Source organism: Streptococcus sanguinis (assembly GCF_019929145.1).
Taxonomy (GTDB): domain Bacteria; phylum Bacillota; class Bacilli; order Lactobacillales; family Streptococcaceae; genus Streptococcus; species Streptococcus sanguinis_U.
In genome coordinates, this window is record NZ_JAHZOW010000001.1 from 40,516 (window position 1) to 58,796 (window position 18,281).

Here is an 18,281-nt window from a genome sequence, read left to right on the forward strand (position 1 = left end):
TTTGTTTGCTGAGCTTTTTGTATCGGTTACGCTGATTCTTACTCGAGATTAAAAAAATTCTTCTAGCTAATACTAGAAGAATTTTTCTTTATCTTGACCGTTGCTTACCAGCATTGCGGTTCTTTTTCTTTTTGTTCTTTTGCTCAATAGCCGGCTGAGTTTTTGGAGTAACATCTTTAGCCCGACTCGCTTTTTTCAAGCCTTTAGGAGGATTTTTTTCAAATTCCTCTGCTACCTGTTTTCTCAAGCGAGGTCGAATGATGTAGTTGATGATAAATTGCTGGATGATTTGGATAAATCCACCGACTACCCAGTAGAGAGTAACTGCGGCAGGGGAGAGGAATGAGAAACCAACAATCATGATAGGGCTCATATAAGAAGCCTGTTTCATGCTGTTTCTTTGAGTTTCATCTTCAATACCATGCAGAGAGAGCACTGACTGGATATAGTAGAGAATACCGACAATGGCAGTCAAAGCCAAGTCGCTTTTGGCCAGGTCTTTAATCCAGAGGAAGGAACTGCCTGCAACTCCTTGAGTATACTGGGCTGCAAAGAAGAGGGCTGAGAAGAAAGGCATTTGGATGAGCAGAGGCAGACAGCCTATACCGCCAAACATGCTGAGTCCATTCTCTTTTTGAGCAGCCATCAGTTCTTGCTGAGCCTGCATTTTTTCTTCCTGAGTTTCGGCATTTTTGATTCGCTCTTGGATTGGGGCGAAAATCGGCTTGAAGTAGTTCATCTTTTCAGACTGAAGCGTTGCCTTCCAAGACTGATAGATTCCCAGCGGCAGAATGATAATCCGCACGATGAGCGTAACGATGATAATCGCCAGACCATAACCCAGACCTGAATTCTTGGCAAAGAATTGGATACCATCCGCCATAGGCTGACCAATCACGTCCCAGATCAGACCAGAAGGATTACCGGCCTTGTCGCGGCCTACACAGCCAGACAGGAAAAGAAGCGCAGCCAGTCCCATACCGGAGAATAAAAAGCGTTTGAAATGTTTCACGAGTTCATATCCTTTGTTTCTAAAAAATAATACCTATCTATTCTACTGTTTTTTTGCAAAATATACAATAGTTCTGCAGACCTAATTTGAAATTTTAAAGTCGGGATAGGAGTCGAAATTAGCCATGGTTACATCCAAATAACTGACCTTAGAAAAAGGTGTCGGTCCCTTGCGGATTTCTTGGATAAATTTGGCCATCAGAGCTGGGTCATCAGCCTGAGCCAGAATGCCAACAGTACCGTCGTCGTTGTTCCAGACCCGGCCGGTAATACCTCCGATTTCCAGCGCTAGAGAATAAACTCCCCAGCGGAATCCAACCCCTTGTACTCGTCCTTGAGCTATCATTTTTACTTTCTGCATGGCGTCCTCCTTTAGTGAGCGGACCGAGGGGATTTAAGCCCTCAGTATGAGTGCAAGTCTGCTAAATTGTGGTATAATGTTCTTATGAATATTATAACCTCAAAAGCCAATAATGTGGTAAAAAAAGCTAAAAAACTTCATCACAAAAAATACCGCAAGGATTCTTATTTGATTGAGGGCTGGCATTTATTTGAGGAAGCTGTCAGCAGCGGGGCAGAGCTGATTCGGATTTTTGCTTTAGCGGAATACGCAGAGCGATTAGCTGATTTTTCTCAAATGATTTTTGTCAGTCCAGAGATTTTAGCAGATTTGGCTGATAGTAAGACGCCGCAGGGGATTGTCGCGGAAGTGGCTTTTGAAAGGGAAAAAATACCGGAGGAGTTAAGTGGACACTATCTTTTCTTGGAGGATGTTCAGGATCCAGGTAATGTCGGTACCATCATTCGGACAGCAGATGCAGCTGGCTTTGATGGAGTCTTCATCTCCAGCTCGTCAGCAGATATCTATAACCTAAAAACGCTGCGCTCTATGCAGGGGAGTCATTTTCACCTGCCCGTTTATCGGATGGATACGGCTGATTTTATTATACTGGCTCAGTCTTCCGGTCTGCCAATTCTAGCGTCGACCTTGTCGTCTGCGTCTATTGACTATAGAGAGGTGGGTAGCAAAGAGAGCTTTGCTCTAGTTATGGGCAATGAAGGGCAGGGGATTAGTCCAGAAATGACAGCAGCAGCCGATGTTCTGCTCCATATTTCCATGAAGGGGCAGGCAGAAAGTCTCAATGTTGCTGTCGCTGCTGGTATTTTAATCTTTCATTTAAGCTAAAAATCAGAAAAAGAGATATAATAGTTGGCAAGGGAGGTGATTCTATGCCTTACAAAAAGGACGAGGAATTTATGGCCTATGTTGGGCACCTGATTGAAATGCCTAGTGTGCAGCGCCTGAAAGAAATTCCCCATCATATTCATTCCAATAGACTTGAACATTCCATCAATGTGAGTTATACTAGTTACAGAATTGCCAAAAAATTTGGCTGGAATGCCCGCAGCACGGCACGCGGTGCCTTACTTCATGACTTATTCTACTATGACTGGCGTGTGACCAAGTTTAAGAAGAGTCATGCTTGGGTTCATCCGAGGCTGGCAGTTCGCAATGCTCGTAAGATTACCAAGCTTAATAAAGTCGAAGAGGACATTATCGTCAAGCATATGTGGGGCCTGACTTTGGCACCGCCTCGCTACAAAGAATCATTCGTTGTGACGATGGTGGACAAGTATTGGGCCGTCAAAGAAGCGACGGCACCTTGGAGACGCAAGGGCGGTAATCGCAAGCTCTTTCATCGAAAGATGCTGAAACCGTAAATGTTTTATTATAAAAGGAGTAACTATGAACCATTCTATTATTCAAGATCAATCAGATATTAATTCTTTCTATGCCAAGATTTATTCTATCGTTGGTGTCGGTATCGGAATCTCAGCAATCGTATCCCTCTTGATGCTGAACTTCTTTCAGGACATTATTATCTCTGTTCTGACAGGCTCCACTTGGATTTTCTATGCAGCTATTGCAGTTGAGTTTATCCTTGTGTTGGTAGCATCTGGAACTGCTCGGAGCAATAGCCCAGCGGCGTTGCCTATGTTTTTAGCTTATTCAGCCATCAATGGTTTTACCTTAAGTATTATCATGGCGCTGTATCTTCAGTCAACTGTTCTCTTAGCCTTTCTGACAACGACCGTTATGTTCTTTGCCATGGGGTTCATCGGCAAGGTGACTAAAAAGGATCTTTCTGGAATGGGGAGAGCTTGTATGGCCGGTTTGATTGGTATTATCGCTGCTAGCTTCCTTAATATCTTCTTGAGAAGCAGTGGCTTGGACTTTATCATCAGTATCGTTGGTGTCCTTATTTTCTCAGGACTCATCGCTTGGGACAATCAGAAGATCCGCTATGTTTATGAGCAGACCAATGGCAATCCAGGGAATGGCTGGGCAATTTCGCTGGCTCTGCATCTGTATCTGGACTTCATTAATCTCTTCCTCAGCTTGCTGCGTATTTTTGGAAGAAACAAATAACTAAGCTAAATAAGACTAAAACACTGGACGTTTGCTCCAGTGCTTTTTGTTTCTCCTATGGATTTATGGTATAATAAACCCAGTAAATAGAAAGCGAGAATAGTATGAAAACTCCTTTTGTCAGTCGTGAAAAGCTAGCTGAGATTACGGATCAGTTTCCAACCCCTTTTCATCTTTATGATGAGAAAGGAATTCGGGAAAGAGCGCGTGCCCTGCATGAGGCCTTTTCTTGGAATCCAGGTTTTAAAGAATATTTTGCCGTCAAGGCCACTCCCAATCCTGCTATTTTAAAAATCCTCAAAGAAGAAGGCTGTGGGGTGGATTGTGCCAGCTATGTTGAGCTGCTCATGAGCCAAAAGCTTGGCTTTGCTGGACAGGATATTATGTTTTCGTCCAATAACACACCAGCTGAGGAATTTCAGTTTGCGCGTGACCTTGGAGCGACTATCAATCTGGATGCCTATGAAGATGTTGCTTTTTTGAAGGAGTCAGCGGGTATTCCAAAGATTATTTCCTGCCGTTACAACCCTGGCGGTGTCTTTGAGCTGGGAACCAGCATTATGGATAATCCAGAAGAAGCCAAGTTTGGTATGACCAAGGACCAGCTGATTCAGGCTTTCAAAGAGCTCAAGGAGTTGGGAGCTGAGAAATTTGGGATTCATGCCTTCTTGGCCTCAAATACTGTCAGCAATGACTACTATCCTGAACTGGCCCGTCAGCTTTTTGAGCTGGCTGTAGAAGTGGTGGCTGAGACAGGAGTTGAGTTGGACTTTATCAATCTATCTGGCGGTGTCGGCATTAATTATCAGCCTGAAGGTGAGGAAAATGACATTGCGGTCATAGGTCAAGGAGTTCGTCAGGCCTATGAAGCTATTCTAACTCCAGCTGGCCTAGGACAGGTCAAGATTTATACGGAGCTGGGTCGCTTCATGCTGGCGCCTTATGGCCTGCTGGTCACCAAGGTTACCCATAAGAAGCAGACCTACCGAACCTATCTGGGGGTGGACGCCTCTGCGGTCAATCTGCTACGTCCTGCCATGTACGGTTCTTATCACCACATTACTAATATGGATCGACCTATGGGTGAGACAGAGATTGTGGATGTTGTCGGTAGCCTCTGTGAGAATAACGATAAATTCGCCATAAATCGCCCGCTGCCCGTCAGCCAAATTGGCGATACACTGGTGATTCACGATACGGGTGCTCATGGTTTCTCTATGGGGTATCAATACAATGCCAAGCTTCGTTCCAGCGAAATTCTCTTGGAACAAGATGGCAATGTTCGCATGATTCGTCGGGCAGAAAAACCAGAAGATTATTTTGCAACACTGTATGGCTTTGATTTTGAAAAATAGAGAAAATTTGATATAATGAAGAGCAATGTAAAAATGGAAATAGAGGAGTTCTCGATATGAATTTAGTTTTAGCAATTTTCTTGATTATGGCAGCATTTGCTGGAGGCGTGATCTTGGGTATGTATCTGCTTCGTCGGCAAGTTGAGAAGGAATTTGCAGAAAATCCGCGTTTGAATGTAGAAGCAGTTCGGACCTTGCTTAGCGCTAGCGGCCAACGGCCAAATGAAGCGAAAGTACAGCAAGTCTATCGTCAAATTATCAGCCAGCAGAAAGCTGCGCTTGCTAAGAGCAAAAAGAAAAAATAATTTTCTAGTGACTGGCTTTTAATACCAGTAGAGAAAATCAATAAAAAAATGGGGATTTGGAATCGGCTTCCAGTCCCTTGTTTTAGAAAGAAGACCTTATGGATAATCGACCAATCGGTTTTTTAGACTCAGGAGTGGGCGGTTTGACTGTAGTCCGTGAGCTCATGCGGCAGCTCCCCCACGAAGAGGTCATTTATATCGGAGATTCGGCGCGGGCTCCTTACGGTCCAAGGCCTGCTGAGCAGATTCGCGCTTATACCTGGCAATTGGTCAACTTCCTCCTGACCAAGGATGTTAAGATGATTGTCATTGCCTGCAATACAGCGACTGCTGTTGTCTGGGAAGAAGTGAAGGAAAAGCTGGATATTCCCGTACTGGGCGTGATTCTGCCGGGGGCTAGCGCGGCTATTAAGTCAACTGCCAGCGGCCGCATCGGTGTTATTGGAACGCCAATGACTGTTTCCTCTGATATCTATAGGCAGAAGATTGAAGCGCTTTCGCCGGAGATGCAGGTGGAAAGTTTGGCCTGCCCTAAGTTTGTACCTTTGGTAGAGTCCAATGAACTTCATTCCAGTCTTACCAAAAAAGTTGTCTATGAAACCCTGCAACCTCTGGCTGGCCGAGTAGATACCCTGGTCTTGGGCTGCACCCACTATCCCTTGCTCCGCCCTATTATTCAAAATAGGATGGGACCGGATGTGAAGCTGATTGACAGCGGGGCAGAGTGCGTACGGGATATTTCTGTCCTGCTCAATTACTTTGAAATCAACCGCAGTCGGGAAAAACAGGAGCTCAATCACCAATTTTACACAACTGCCAATGCCAAAAGCTTTTCGGAGATTGCAGAAAGCTGGCTGGGCCTGAAAGTGAATGTGGAGCATGTAAGCTTATGACAAATAAAATTTATGAATACATTGACGAGAACAATTGGTATATTGGAGAATGGACCCGCTTTCGCAAGGCTGGCTACCATTTCAACGACATCCCATACAGGCTCTTGGAGCATATAGATGCAGAGTTGAGTGAGCTAGTTGAGCGGGATTTGGATGAAGAATACAACGCCTTTACCACAGTTGTGGTCAAATACGGCTCGCCCATGTCCTATATCCAGTTTGTCCTCAATATGATTAACGACCGCCAGAAGCGGGATTTTAAGGCGACCAGTCATAAGGGGGCTATTCTGATTACAGAAAAGGACTTGCTGCGCAAGGTCTTCTTCCTGTCTAAGGATGGAGTTAAAATGACCGACTTTTTTGGTCAGGGGCAGGAGACCGAGATGGCTGTCGGAGATACCATCTTGATTGCGACTCGCAACGAAGGTAAGACAGCAGAGTTTCGCAAACTCTTTGATAAGCTGGGCTACAAGGTTGAAAATCTCAATGATTATCCTGATTTGCCAGAAGTGGAAGAGACTGGAACCACCTTTGAGGAAAATGCACGGCTCAAGGCGGAGACAATCAGTAAGCTGACCGGTAAAATGGTGCTAGCTGACGACTCAGGTCTGCAGGTCGATGTTTTAGGCGGCTTGCCTGGGGTCTGGTCGGCTCGCTTCGCTGGAATAGGCGCGACAGATGATGAAAACAACATCAAGCTCCTGCATGAATTGGCTATGGTTTTTGATGTCAAGGATCGTTCTGCCCATTTTCATACGACCCTAGTGGTGGCTAGTCCTGATAGGGAGTCACTGGTAGTTGAAGCGGATTGGCCGGGCTACATCGCCCATGAGCCAAAAGGGGAAAATGGCTTTGGCTATGATCCATTGTTCTTAGTGGGAGAAACAGGAAAAACGTCTGCCGAGCTGACGATGGAAGAAAAAAATGCGCAATCCCATCGGGCTCAGGCAGTTAAGAAATTAGTGGAGGTATTTCCAGCATGGCAAAGCAAACCATTATAGTCATGAGTGATTCTCATGGCGACCGTGCTATTGTAGAAGAAATTAGGAATCATTATATTGGAAAGGTAGATGCGATTTTCCATAACGGAGACTCTGAGCTTCCTTTTGATGATGAAGTCTGGCAAGGGATTCAGGTTGTGGCAGGCAATATGGACTTTTACGACGGCTATCCAGAACGCTTGGTGACGGATTTGGCGGGAACCATTATTGCCCAGACTCACGGACATCTCTTCCATATCAACTTTTCTTTTCAAAAGCTGGATTTGTGGGCGCAAGAGGTTAATGCAGACATCTGCCTCTATGGTCACCTGCATATCCCAGATGCTCGAATGGAAGGCAAAACGCTCTTTCTGAATCCGGGCTCCATCAGCCAGCCGCGAGGCCTAATCAACGAACGCCTCTACGCTAAGGTAGAGATCGATGATGACCGCTTTAAAGTTGATTACTATACGCGAAATCATGAACTTTATCCAAGCTTGTCCAAGGAGTTTAGCCGATGATTGCTAAGGAATTTGAAGACTATCTGCTGCAACATGAAGAAACTTTTTTGACGCCTGGGGAAAATCTGGCGGTTATGATTGACACCCATAATGTGGATCATGCTATCCTATTGCTGAGTCAGATGACATACTCACGTGTACCAGTCGTGACAGCAGATAAAAAGTTTGTTGGCACGATTTCCCTGACCGACATCATGTCCTATCGCATGCGCCATGATTTGCCAGAAGAGGAATTCATGATGACAGACATCGTCCACATGACCAAAATGGACGACTTGACAGTTGGGCCAGATTATACTGTATCAGATGTGCTTCATAAGCTGGTCGACGAGTCATTCCTGCCGGTTGTGGGCGAGGATCAGCATTTTTACGGAATTATTACTAGAAAGTCCATTTTGAAAGCTGTCAATTCTTTGTTGCACGGCTTTAGCAAAAAGTACGAAATTCGCAAAAAATGAAAGAATACATTAGACCGTTTTTAAATCAAAAAAACATCTCAGAAAATTCTAAAATCGCCTATTCTTATGATTTGGAGCAGTTTGTCGAGGAAGTACATGGCCGGATTACCGAGACCAATCTGCGGATTTATCAGGCCTCTATCAAGGATTTTAAGGCAGCTGTTCAGAAGCGGAAGCTCTCAGCAGTCAATCAATTTCTCTACTTTCTTTATCAGCAGCAGCTTATTGAGGAGTTTCACCGCTTGGTCCTGCCCAAGGTCTCCATATCGAAGGAGCAGGAAAATGAACTGCTGGATCTGTCTGCTTTTTGGCAGGAATCAAGCGTTCCCAGGGGGCGGCTGATGGCTCTTCTTATCTTGGAAATGGGCTTGTTGCCCAGCGAGATTCTGCAGGTCAGAGTGGCAGATGTCAATCTTGACTTTCAGGTTTTGAAGATTGAAAAGGCCGGTCAGAAACGGGTCATCAAGATTCCTGAGAGCTTGACGGGTGAGTTAGAAGACTATCTGACGGGGACGTATTTATTTGAGAAAAACGGCAAATCCTATTCTCGTCAGTGGGGTTTCCGTCAGCTAGAGGCCTTCTTGATTGAGCAGGGACAAGCCAGTCTATCTGCCCAAAGCCTGCGTGAGCAGTTTATTTTGCGCCAGCGGGAGAAGGGGATTGGCCTCTATGATATTGCCCAGGATTTGGGCTTGAAAACCATGATTACATTAGAAAAATACAGATAAAAATGGATATCAAACTAAAAGATTTTGAAGGCCCGTTGGACCTGCTGCTCCACCTCGTATCTAAGTACCAGGTGGATATTTATGATGTGCCCATTACGGAGGTTATCGAGCAGTATCTGGCTTATGTGGCTACTTTGCAGGCCATGAAGCTGGAAGTGACGGGCGAGTACATGGTCATGGCCAGCCAGCTTATGCTGATTAAGAGCCGCAAGCTCCTGCCTAAGGTGGCGGATAATGCTGAGCTGGAAGATGATTTGGAGCAAGACCTCTTGAGCCAGATCGAGGAATACCGCAGGTTCAAGCTCTTGGGTGAGAAAATGTCGCTCCAGCACGAGGACCGGGCGCTTTATTATTCTAAGCCCAAGCTAGAGCTGGTTTATGAAGATGCTGAGCTCCTGCATGACAAGTCAACGATTGATCTTTTCTTAGCTTTTTCCAAGGTTATTGCCAAAAAGCAAGAGGAGTTTTCTAAGAATCATACAACCATTGTGCGAGATGAGTACAAGATCGAGGACATGATGGAAGTGGTGCGCCAGCGCTGTGCTGATAGGAGTCGTCTGGCTTTGCAGGAGATTTTTGCAGAGACCAAGGACATGAATGAAGTTATTACTCTCTTTCTGGCGACATTGGAATTGGTCAAGGTGCAGGAAGTGCAAGTCATTCAGGAAGAAAATTTTGGAAATATTTATTTAGTAGGAAGAGGAAATGAGTAAGTTAGCAGAGATTGAAGCCCTGCTTTTTGTGGCGGGAGAAGATGGACTCAAGGTTCACCAATTGGCAGAAATCCTTTCTTTGCCGCCGACCGGGGTTATTCAGAGTTTGGAGAAGTTATCTGAGCAATATGAAGCCAATCCAGACTCCAGTCTGACCCTACTGGAAACCTCAAAGACATACAAGCTGGTCACTAAACCAGAGTTTGCTGAGATTCTGCGGGCCTATTCACGGGCGCCAATCAATCAAAGTTTGTCGCGGGCAGCACTGGAGACCTTGTCTATCATTGCCTATAAGCAGCCGATTACAAGAGTAGAAATAGATGACATTCGCGGGGTTAATTCCAGCGGAGCTTTGGCTAAGCTCTTGGCTTTTGAACTGGTTCGAGAGGATGGCAAAAAGGAAGTCATTGGCCGGCCAAATCTCTATGTGACAACGGATTATTTCTTAGACTATATGGGGATCAATCACCTAGATGAGCTACCGATTGTCGAAGAAACAGAGCTAGTTGCTGAAGAAAGCCAGCTCTTTATTGAAAGGACAGATATCGATGAGAATCAATAAATACATCGCTCATGCTGGGATTGCCAGCCGCCGTAAGGCAGAAGAGCTAATCAGGCAGGGGAAGGTCAGTATAAACGGCCAAGTGGTACGTGAGCTGGCGACAAACGTTAAGTCTGGCGACCGTGTGGAAGTAGAAGGCCAACCTATCTACAATGAGGAGAAGGTTTATTACCTCCTCAATAAGCCGCGCGGGGTCATTTCCTCTGTCAGTGATGATAAAGGACGTAAGACGGTTGTGGATCTTTTGCCTCAGGTCAAGGAGCGGATTTATCCGGTCGGTCGTTTGGACTGGGATACTTCTGGTATCCTCATTCTCACCAATGACGGGGACTTTACCGACGAGATGATTCATCCCCGCAATGAGATTGACAAGGTCTATGTGGCGCGTGTCAAAGGATTGGCTAATAAAGAAGTTCTTCGTCCTCTGACTCGAGGTATTGAAATCGAGGGGCGCAAAACCAAGCCAGCAGTTTATGAGATTATTAAGGTTGATCCGGCGAAAAATCGCTCGGTCGTTCAGCTGACCATCCACGAAGGGCGTAACCATCAGGTCAAGAAGATGTTCCAAGCAGTCGGACTGCAAGTGGATAAGCTGTCACGGACTCGCTTTGGTCGTTTGGACCTGACGGGCCTCAAACCTGGTGAGTATCGTAAGCTCAGTAAAAAAGAAGTCAGCCAGCTGCATACACTGGCTGTAACCAAGACCAAGAAATGATAAAGAAACTGCTTATTGCTCCTGTCCGCTTTTATCAGCGCTTCATCTCCCCTGCTTTTCCTCCATCTTGCCGCTTTCGACCCACCTGCTCTAACTATATGATAGAGGCTATCCAGAAGCATGGTGCCAAGGGAGTTTTGATGGGCGTGGCGCGAATTCTCCGCTGCAATCCCTGGTCTCAGCCAGGAGAGGATCCTGTACCTGACCATTTCAGCCTGAAAAGAAACGCTACAAGCAAAAAGTCACACTAGCTATTTAGCTAGTGTGACTTTTTTTATCTATAATTTCAGAGTGTTTCCTACCTTCTAGACCAAGTCTTAGGCAAGAAGAGCAGGAGAATTGGGTAGATTTCCAAACGTCCGCCAATCATGGCAAAGGATAGCAATAGCTTAGAAAAAGGACTGAAGATAGAAAAGGTATCCGTCGTCCCAATCATAGGACCGATATTGTTAAAGCAGGATAGAACACCACTGACAACTGTCATGAGATTGTTGTTATCCAGGCTAACAATGAAAATCAGTGCCAGCACAATCAAAACATAGGTTGCTAAATATTTGAGGACCTTGTGCTGGGTATCCTTATCTAAGACAGCACCATTAACATGCATGGTTAGGACCCGATTGGGTGATAAGGTAGAGAGGATTTGATTTTTGGCAATGCGGGAAATAATAATCCCCCGAATGACCTTGAATCCCCCAGCGGTTGATCCGGCCGAACCCCCGATACACATGAGCAGGAGCAGGATGACCTGAGAAAAGAGAGGCCACTTGACCGTATCACCATAGCCGAATCCAGTCGTTGTGATGATATTGGAAACCTGGAAGAAGGAAATCTCCACGCTCTTGGCAAAGCCTTGATAGAGGTGGAAGACATTAAAGGCAATCAAGGCAGTAGAAAGAAAGACAATCCAGAGATAGCCTCTAAGCTCTTCATCACCAAAGCAGGCCTTAAACTTGCGAATCAGCAAGTAATAGTAGAGATTAAAGTTGACCCCGAAAGCCAAGACCCCAAAGCTGACCAGATAAGTAATCAGTGAGCTGTTGTAATGGGCAATACCGTCATTGTAAACGGTGAATCCTCCTGTACCAGCTGTTCCCATGGCAATCACAAGGCTGTCAAAGAGCGGCATACCCGCTAGGAAATAAAGCAGTGCAAAGATAGCAAAGAGAGCTAGATAAATGATATAAAGGATCTGGGCCGTACTCTTGAGCTTGGACACAACCTTGCCAAAGACTGGTCCCGGAACTTCCGCTTTCATGACCTCCAAGTGACCATTTTTAGCATTGTCCATAATAGCTAGGGCAAAGACCAGCACTCCCATTCCTCCGATTAAGTGAGTAAAACTGCGCCAGAAGAGCAGTGAATGAGAGAGAACGCCGACATCGTTGAGAATAGTCGCTCCCGTGGTGGTAAAGCCGGAGCTGACCTCAAAGAAAGCATCGATGATGTCCGGTATCTGACCAGAGAAGACAAAGGGCAGGGCTCCGAAGAAGGACCAGAGAATCCAGCAAAGGGCTACAATCAGTACACCTTCCTTGGCATAGATATGCAGGTCCTTGGGCTTGAAATAAGAGCCTATTCCACCTAAAACTAGCAGGATAGCCATGGTCGCCCCGATAGAGAGAAAGACTTTTAAAGGCTCACCGTAGATTAGAGCGACGATAATGGGTACAATCAGCAGTGCCGCCTCAATCAGCAGTAATTTTGCCAGCAGGTAGCGAATCATAGATCTATTCATGGGTTTACCTCGCTAACAGATCGTAAATCTGCGTGATATTTTGCAGCAGAGTGGTTACGACAATTTTATCTCCAACTTGCAGATTGTCATCGCCTGTAGGGAAGATAGCTTTACCTTGGCGGATAATGGCCGCAATCAGGACATCTTTCTTTAGATGAAGCTGAGACAGAGGGATACCAGTCATCTTGTTTTCTTCCTTGATTTGGAACTGCAGGGTCTCGATTTGGCCGTTGGCTACATGGTGCAGAGCTTCTAGGTTAGAGAACTGAGCATTGTAGCGACCTCGGATAAAGTGCATAACCGTATCAACAGCAATGCCTTTAGGTGTCACGATGCTAGCAAAGTCTTGGTTATCAATGATTTCCAACAAACTAGTCCGGTTGACCTTAGTGATGTTTTTCTGTACACCCAGATTATTAAGGAACATAGAAGTAATGATATTTTCTTCATCTACACCAGTCAGGGTAGCAATGGCATCAAAGTTATTGGCGCGTTCCTCCAGTAGGATATCCTTGGCAGTACCGTCTCCATGGACGACATATAGATCAGGAAATTCCTGACTGAAAAAGTTTGCCCGTTCATGGTTAGATTCAATGACTTTGAGCTCGATTTTGCTATTCTTGAGAATATTGAGCAGGTAATAAGCAATCTTGCCTGCCCCGATAATCATCAGGCTCTTAACCACTCTAGGACGTACCATATTGTGGAATTGAACAATGTCCAGGCGGTTACCTGTGACATAGATCTTGTCGCCGGCATCCAGAGTGAAGTCACCGTCAGGGATTTCCAAGTGCCCTTTTCTCTCAATGGCACAGACAATGATATTTCCAAATTTCTTGCGGAACTGGGAAATACTCATCTGGCAGAGATTACTGTCTTCCTTGAGTTTGAACTCCATCAGTGCCACCCGACCATTGGCAAAGTGTTCTACTGACAGGGCATTAGGGAAGTCAATGATATTAGCGATATAGCGAGCAGTTAAGAGTTCAGGATTGACCACCAGCGAGAAGCCTAGGATGTTCTTCTCCTTAAAGTAAGGGTTGGAATACTCAGGATTACGCACCCGAACGACGGTTTCCTTAGCGCCCATCCGTTTGGCCAGAACAGCTGAGACCATATTGACCTCATCATGCTCAGTCATAGAGATGAAGATGTCGCAGTGACTAACATCCGCTTGTTCTAAGATTTTGAAGTTGGCTCCATTGCCAGCAATACCAATAATATCATAGCGCTTGGTAATCTGGTTGAGAACAGCCTCATCCTGCTCAATCAGTATAACATCATGATTTTCAGCCACTAAGGAGCGACAGAGGGCCGTTCCGACCTTCCCGCCGCCGACAACAATAATTTTCATAAGTTTAGATTCCTCCAAAGTATGTATCTATCATACTCTTTTTTCATTTAAATTTCATCTATAAAATACAGAATAGCTTGCTTATTTATAGAATTCCGAATATTTTTTTACCAAAATGGTATCTTCCTGTGATATTTTTAAAAAAAGTACAACTTTTTGAGCATTTTTTATTGACTTGTAGGCTGAAAGTGTTATACTAAATGAGTACTTTCATTGGTTTACCTCAAACCTGTTGTGATGTAAGTTAATGAAGCCTTAACCACGCTGTTTGCTGAGCTTGACTCCGGGCAGTGTGGCTATTTTTTTATATAAAGAGAAATACTAGGAAAAATATTCTTATTATGAAAAATCATATCGTTCTTTTTGAGCCTCAGATTCCGCAGAATACCGGCAATATTGCCCGTACTTGCGCCGCGACTAATTCGCCGCTTCACATCATCAAGCCCATGGGTTTTCCCATTGATGACCGCAAGATGAAACGGGCGGGGCTGGACTATTGGGATAAGCTGGACATCACCTATTATGAGAGTTTAGAAGATTTTATGGAGCAGATGGATAGCCACCTTTATCTGATTTCTAAGTTTGCGGAGAAGGTCTATTCTGAGGAAAATTTTGCAGCAGAAGGTTCGCACTATTTTATGTTTGGTCGTGAGGACAAGGGGTTGCCAGAGGAATTTATGCGTCGTCATCCAGAAAAGGCCCTACGTATTCCCATGAATGACCAGCATGTCCGCAGCCTCAATGTTTCAAATACAGTTTGCATGATTGTCTATGAAGCCCTGCGTCAGCAGAATTTTGCTGGCTTAGATTTGGTACACGAGTATGAAGCGGACAAGCTGAAGTAGCGGAATGAATGTATCTAAGCAGTTAATTTTCCTAATAGATAGAACACTATTGTTGAAACATTTTTAATTACATCAATCAAATTGCTTGCTCTGGCAGGCTTTTTTTGTTATGATAATGATGTCTTCAGGGCAGGGTGAGATTCCCGACCGGCGGTAACTTTTGGCTTGGAAATGTTTTTCCTTAATGCCAAATCAAGTCCGCGAGCGCAAGCTGATGTGGTGAGATTCCACAACCGACAGTATAGTCTGGATGGGAGAAGACGAGAGGCAGTGAAGCATTCTTGCCGTTTAATCTTTATTTAAGGGCTGAGCCTTATACTAAATAATCATTAGCTGACAAGCCTTTTTTCAGTGGCCTTTCCGGCTTCTCTAATTTTTATAAATTGGAGGAACCTGTGATGACAAATACTCGTAAGTTGGCGATTGTAGCAGTTTTATCTGCTCTATCATTTCTACTCATGCTTTATGAGATTCCCTTGATAACTGAGTTTCTAAAGTTGGATTTTTCAATTATTCCGATTTTACTGGCTTTGGTAGTCTTGGATTTAAAAAGCTCTCTGGCAGTGCTCTTGATTCGCTCTGTCTTAAAGCTAGCTTTGAATAATAATGGTGTAGGTACTCTAATCGGTCTACCCATGAATATACTAGCGGTAGCAGTCTTTGTTTGTGCTTTTTCCCTCTTGTGGGAAAAAAGGAAGAGCTTGTTTGACTATGTAAAGGCTTCCTTGGCAGCAACACTTGGTCTAACGATTACTATGATCATTCTAAATGTCATTTATGCTGTGCCTCTCTATGCGAGGTTTGCTGGTTTTGATATTAATAAGGCATTTGGTCTTTCCAAGTATCTGCTGACCATGATTGTCCCTTTTAACCTATTAGAAGGAGTGATCTGGGCTGTCGTCTTTTGGCTGATTTACAAACTCTTACAGCCCGTCCTAAAACGCTATGAAAAATAAACAATCTTATCTAACAAAGGGCTCTTTTGCCCTTTTACTTTTCGTCATGCTAGGCTATATGGTCAAGTTTTATCCTGAACAGCTGACCAGCTTTGACACTCCGATTCAGACCTGGCTACGGGGAGACTTGCCTGCAGCTTTGACGACTTTTTTCAAACTTGTAACCAGTGTGATTGATCCGATGGGGATTATCATCTGGGTTTCAGCTCTTGCTCTGTTTTTCCTTTATAAAAAATGGAAGCTGGAAGCTGCTTTGCTAGCGGGAAACCTAGTCTTACATGGGATTTTGATTAAGCTGATTAAACTCGTTTACCACAGAAGCCGGCCCAGTCTTTCGCATTTGGTCGAAGAGGGCGGTTACTCTTTCCCGAGCGGACATTCCATGGCGACAGCCCTTGTTCTTGGGACTTTGATTATTATCGCTCAGCAACGAATTCAAAACCAAAAAATAAAGCGCTTGGTACAAGGTTTGCTCTTGCTCTTTGTCTTCACCATTATGGCATCCAGAGTCTATCTTGGCGTGCACTATCCGACAGATGTAGTCGGAGGAGCCTTGATGGGCTTTGCCATCCTCAATATCGAATTTCCTTTTTATGACAAGCTGCGCTTTCAGTGGCGTTTCAAGGGAAAGCAGAAATAAATAGAGATGAGAAAGGTTGGCTTTGCCAGCCTTTTTGTCTTGACAAAGAACGTCTCTTTCTTTAAGATAGGAGCAAACTAGATTAGGAGGCTAGTATGTCCAATTCAAATCAAGAATTCATCGATGCTGTTTTGGCATTAGTAGATAGCATTCCCTCTGGGCGCGTGGCGACCTATGGTCAGATTGCTCGTTTGATTGGTCGGCCTAAAAACGCTCGCTTGGTGGGGAAGATTCTCAGTCAGTCGGAACTTTATGGTAGCAAGCATCCTTGCCATCGGGTGGTCAATGCAGCAGGGCGTCTCGCACCAGGCTGGGAAGACCAGAGACACTTGCTCTGGGCGGAAGGAGTGGACTTGAAGGTCAATGGCTGTGTGGATTTGAAAGTCTATTTGTGGGAACGGTGAATTCCTTCTTTCTTTGTGAAAGAGGGAATTTTTGTTTCTAAACTCTTTTTTGTGGTAGAATGAAAGGTATGAAATCTTACAATTCTTTGAATGATTATTATCGCAAACTTTTTGGAGAGAAGACTTTTAAGGTGCCCATTGATGCGGGCTTTGACTGTCCCAATCGGGATGGTACGGTAGCGCATGGAGGCTGTACCTTCTGTACCGTTTCGGGTTCAGGTGATGCCATTGTGGCGCCGGATGCGCCCATTCGCGAGCAGTTCTATAAGGAAATTGACTTCATGCACCGCAAGTGGCCTGATGTTCGCAAGTATCTGGTCTATTTCCAGAACTTCACCAATACCCATGAGAAGCTTGAAGTGATTCGTGAGCGCTATGAGCAAGCCATTAACGAGCCAGGTGTCGTTGGACTTAACATCGGAACTCGGCCGGACTGTTTGCCTGATGAGACCATCGCCTACTTGGCTGACCTGTCCGAGCGTATGCATGTGACCGTGGAGCTGGGGCTTCAGACTACCTATGAGGAGACCTCGGACCTCATTAATCGTGCCCATTCTTATGAGCTCTATGTGGAGACGGTCCAGCGAGTTCGAAAGCTGGCTCCCAAGGCGGAGATTGTCTCTCACTTGATCAATGGTCTGCCGGGGGAAACACATGAGATGATGCTGGAGAATGTCCGTCGCTGTGTGACGGACAATGACATTCAGGGAATTAAACTTCACTTGCTTCACTTGATGACCAATACCCGTATGCAGCGGGATTATCACGAAGGGCGGCTGCAGCTGCTCAGTCAGGAGGAATATGTCTCCATCATATGTGACCAACTAGAGATTATCCCCGAGCATATCATCATCCACCGAATCACAGGCGATGCTCCGCGAGATATGTTGATTGGCCCTATGTGGAGCCTCAATAAATGGGAAGTTCTCAATGCCATCGAGGCAGAAATGCGTCGTCGTGGCAGCAAGCAAGGCTGTAAAGCAAAGGAGCAGAGATTCGTATGTTAAGACCCTTACAGATGGCTCATGCCTTTTTGGCTGAAGTCGTGACCAAGGAAGATATCGTGGTGGATGCTACTATGGGCAACGGACATGACACCCTCTTTCTGGCTAAGTTGGCCAAGCAAGTCTATGCTTTTGACATTCAGGAGCAGGCTGTGGAAAAGACTCGCCAGCGCTTTGCAGAAGCGGATTTGGACAATGCCCAGCTAATCTTGGCTGGCCATGAGACTTTAGACCAATACACAGACCATTTCAAGGCTGCTATTTTTAATCTTGGCTACCTGCCTTCGGCGGACAAGTCAGTCATTACTCGACCTGATACGACGCTGGAAGCTCTGGAAAAGGTCTGTCGAGGCTTGGAAAAAGGCGGCCGTGCAGCGATCATGATTTATTACGGGCATGAAGGTGGCGAAGTTGAAAAAGATGCGGTGCTAGACTTCGTCAGTCAGCTGCCTCAGCAGGACTTTACCGTTGCCCTCTATAAGACTATCAATCAGATTAACAACCCGCCTTTCTTAGTCATGATTGAGAAATTGAGAGAAGGAACTTGAGATACAATAAGGATACAGAGAGAAAAGCCAGATAATAGGAGCTTTCAGTACTGTATCCTTGTTTTTTTATCGTGAAATAAAATAATTAGGTCTAAAAGAAGAGAATTATGATGTGTGTAA

At 45.0% G+C, this 18,281-nt stretch carries 24 protein-coding genes and 1 riboswitch; of the genes, 20 read left to right on the forward strand and 4 right to left on the reverse strand.

Features of this window, described 5'->3' with window-relative positions:
* Window positions 1-88 precede the first annotated feature (88 nt).
* Complete coding sequence (gene yidC, locus K1I94_RS00185) at window positions 89-1,012, reverse strand: membrane protein insertase YidC (RefSeq protein WP_002905872.1); 924 nt, start codon at window positions 1,010-1,012, stop codon at window positions 89-91.
* A gap of 81 nt (window positions 1,013-1,093) precedes the next feature.
* On the reverse strand, window positions 1,094-1,372 hold the full coding sequence (locus tag K1I94_RS00190) for an acylphosphatase (RefSeq protein WP_002897016.1): 279 nt from the start codon (window positions 1,370-1,372) through the stop codon (window positions 1,094-1,096).
* Between the two features lie 84 nt (window positions 1,373-1,456).
* Here K1I94_RS00190 and K1I94_RS00195 point away from each other — a divergent pair, with 84 nt between their 5' ends.
* From K1I94_RS00195 to yidD, 14 genes are all read left to right on the forward strand, one after another.
* A complete protein-coding gene (locus K1I94_RS00195) occupies window positions 1,457-2,197 on the forward strand; it encodes a TrmH family RNA methyltransferase (RefSeq protein WP_223314044.1) in 741 nt (246 codons plus the stop codon).
* Window positions 2,198-2,241: 44 nt separating this feature from the next.
* On the forward strand, window positions 2,242-2,733 hold the full coding sequence (locus K1I94_RS00200) for an HD domain-containing protein (RefSeq protein WP_125380073.1): 492 nt from the start codon (window positions 2,242-2,244) through the stop codon (window positions 2,731-2,733).
* 25 nt (window positions 2,734-2,758) lie between these two features.
* Window positions 2,759-3,442 (forward strand): Bax inhibitor-1/YccA family protein, encoded by a 684-nt coding sequence (locus K1I94_RS00205; RefSeq protein WP_002913238.1) that lies wholly within the window; start codon window positions 2,759-2,761, stop codon window positions 3,440-3,442.
* Between the two features lie 104 nt (window positions 3,443-3,546).
* Entirely contained in the window at window positions 3,547-4,797 is a 1,251-nt protein-coding gene (locus tag K1I94_RS00210) for a diaminopimelate decarboxylase (protein ID WP_223314045.1), read from the forward strand.
* A gap of 56 nt (window positions 4,798-4,853) precedes the next feature.
* Window positions 4,854-5,102, forward strand: a complete 249-nt coding sequence (locus tag K1I94_RS00215) for a YneF family protein (RefSeq protein ID WP_002894600.1) — start codon at window positions 4,854-4,856, stop codon at window positions 5,100-5,102.
* Window positions 5,103-5,200: 98 nt separating this feature from the next.
* Complete coding sequence (racE, locus tag K1I94_RS00220; RefSeq protein WP_002897022.1) at window positions 5,201-5,995, forward strand: glutamate racemase; 795 nt, start codon at window positions 5,201-5,203, stop codon at window positions 5,993-5,995.
* Window positions 5,992-6,996 carry a nucleoside-triphosphate diphosphatase gene (locus K1I94_RS00225; RefSeq protein WP_223314046.1) on the forward strand — a complete coding sequence of 335 codons (1,005 nt, stop codon included), beginning with the start codon at window positions 5,992-5,994 and terminating at the stop codon, window positions 6,994-6,996. The genes racE and K1I94_RS00225 overlap by 4 nt, the downstream gene beginning before the upstream one ends.
* Window positions 6,975-7,496 (forward strand): metallophosphoesterase, encoded by a 522-nt coding sequence (locus K1I94_RS00230; protein WP_223314047.1) that lies wholly within the window; start codon window positions 6,975-6,977, stop codon window positions 7,494-7,496. The genes K1I94_RS00225 and K1I94_RS00230 overlap by 22 nt, the downstream gene beginning before the upstream one ends.
* On the forward strand, window positions 7,493-7,954 hold the full coding sequence (cbpB, locus tag K1I94_RS00235) for a cyclic-di-AMP-binding protein CbpB (protein WP_002897025.1): 462 nt from the start codon (window positions 7,493-7,495) through the stop codon (window positions 7,952-7,954). Before K1I94_RS00230 ends, cbpB begins: the two co-directional genes overlap by 4 nt.
* Window positions 7,951-8,682 (forward strand): site-specific tyrosine recombinase XerD, encoded by a 732-nt coding sequence (gene xerD, locus K1I94_RS00240; protein WP_223314048.1) that lies wholly within the window; start codon window positions 7,951-7,953, stop codon window positions 8,680-8,682. Before cbpB ends, xerD begins: the two co-directional genes overlap by 4 nt.
* 2 nt (window positions 8,683-8,684) lie before the next feature.
* Window positions 8,685-9,395, forward strand: coding sequence for a segregation/condensation protein A (locus tag K1I94_RS00245; RefSeq protein WP_223314049.1), 711 nt, complete (start codon window positions 8,685-8,687; stop codon window positions 9,393-9,395).
* On the forward strand, window positions 9,388-9,957 hold the full coding sequence (gene scpB, locus K1I94_RS00250) for an SMC-Scp complex subunit ScpB (RefSeq protein ID WP_223314050.1): 570 nt from the start codon (window positions 9,388-9,390) through the stop codon (window positions 9,955-9,957). Before K1I94_RS00245 ends, scpB begins: the two co-directional genes overlap by 8 nt.
* A complete protein-coding gene (locus K1I94_RS00255) occupies window positions 9,944-10,672 on the forward strand; it encodes a pseudouridine synthase (RefSeq protein WP_223314051.1) in 729 nt (242 codons plus the stop codon). The genes scpB and K1I94_RS00255 overlap by 14 nt, the downstream gene beginning before the upstream one ends.
* Window positions 10,669-10,923: a membrane protein insertion efficiency factor YidD gene (gene yidD, locus K1I94_RS00260; RefSeq protein ID WP_223314052.1), complete on the forward strand. Its 255-nt coding sequence runs from the start codon at window positions 10,669-10,671 to the stop codon at window positions 10,921-10,923. The genes K1I94_RS00255 and yidD overlap by 4 nt, the downstream gene beginning before the upstream one ends.
* 47 nt (window positions 10,924-10,970) lie before the next feature.
* Here the strand turns inward: yidD and K1I94_RS00265 are convergent, their stop codons facing one another.
* Window positions 10,971-12,410, reverse strand: a complete 1,440-nt coding sequence (locus K1I94_RS00265) for a TrkH family potassium uptake protein (protein WP_032908091.1) — start codon at window positions 12,408-12,410, stop codon at window positions 10,971-10,973.
* A 4-nt stretch (window positions 12,411-12,414) separates the two neighbouring features.
* A complete protein-coding gene (gene trkA, locus K1I94_RS00270) occupies window positions 12,415-13,764 on the reverse strand; it encodes a Trk system potassium transporter TrkA (protein WP_223314053.1) in 1,350 nt (449 codons plus the stop codon).
* 341 nt (window positions 13,765-14,105) lie between these two features.
* Here trkA and K1I94_RS00275 point away from each other — a divergent pair, with 341 nt between their 5' ends.
* The 6 genes from K1I94_RS00275 (at window position 14,106) to K1I94_RS00300 (ending at window position 18,161) form a co-directional block, all read left to right on the forward strand.
* A complete protein-coding gene (locus K1I94_RS00275; RefSeq protein ID WP_223314054.1) occupies window positions 14,106-14,609 on the forward strand; it encodes a tRNA (cytidine(34)-2'-O)-methyltransferase in 504 nt (167 codons plus the stop codon).
* A gap of 116 nt (window positions 14,610-14,725) precedes the next feature.
* Window positions 14,726-14,875: riboswitch (FMN riboswitch) on the forward strand.
* Window positions 14,876-15,007: 132 nt separating this feature from the next.
* Complete coding sequence (locus tag K1I94_RS00280) at window positions 15,008-15,565, forward strand: ECF transporter S component (protein WP_223314701.1); 558 nt, start codon at window positions 15,008-15,010, stop codon at window positions 15,563-15,565.
* Window positions 15,555-16,205 carry a phosphatase PAP2 family protein gene (locus K1I94_RS00285; protein ID WP_223314055.1) on the forward strand — a complete coding sequence of 217 codons (651 nt, stop codon included), beginning with the start codon at window positions 15,555-15,557 and terminating at the stop codon, window positions 16,203-16,205. The genes K1I94_RS00280 and K1I94_RS00285 overlap by 11 nt, the downstream gene beginning before the upstream one ends.
* A 95-nt stretch (window positions 16,206-16,300) precedes the next feature.
* Entirely contained in the window at window positions 16,301-16,609 is a 309-nt protein-coding gene (locus K1I94_RS00290) for an MGMT family protein (RefSeq protein ID WP_223314056.1), read from the forward strand.
* 59 nt (window positions 16,610-16,668) lie between these two features.
* Window positions 16,669-17,616 (forward strand): TIGR01212 family radical SAM protein, encoded by a 948-nt coding sequence (locus K1I94_RS00295; protein WP_223314057.1) that lies wholly within the window; start codon window positions 16,669-16,671, stop codon window positions 17,614-17,616.
* On the forward strand, window positions 17,610-18,161 hold the full coding sequence (locus tag K1I94_RS00300; RefSeq protein WP_223314058.1) for a tRNA (mnm(5)s(2)U34)-methyltransferase: 552 nt from the start codon (window positions 17,610-17,612) through the stop codon (window positions 18,159-18,161). Before K1I94_RS00295 ends, K1I94_RS00300 begins: the two co-directional genes overlap by 7 nt.
* Window positions 18,162-18,281: the final 120 nt, after the last annotated feature.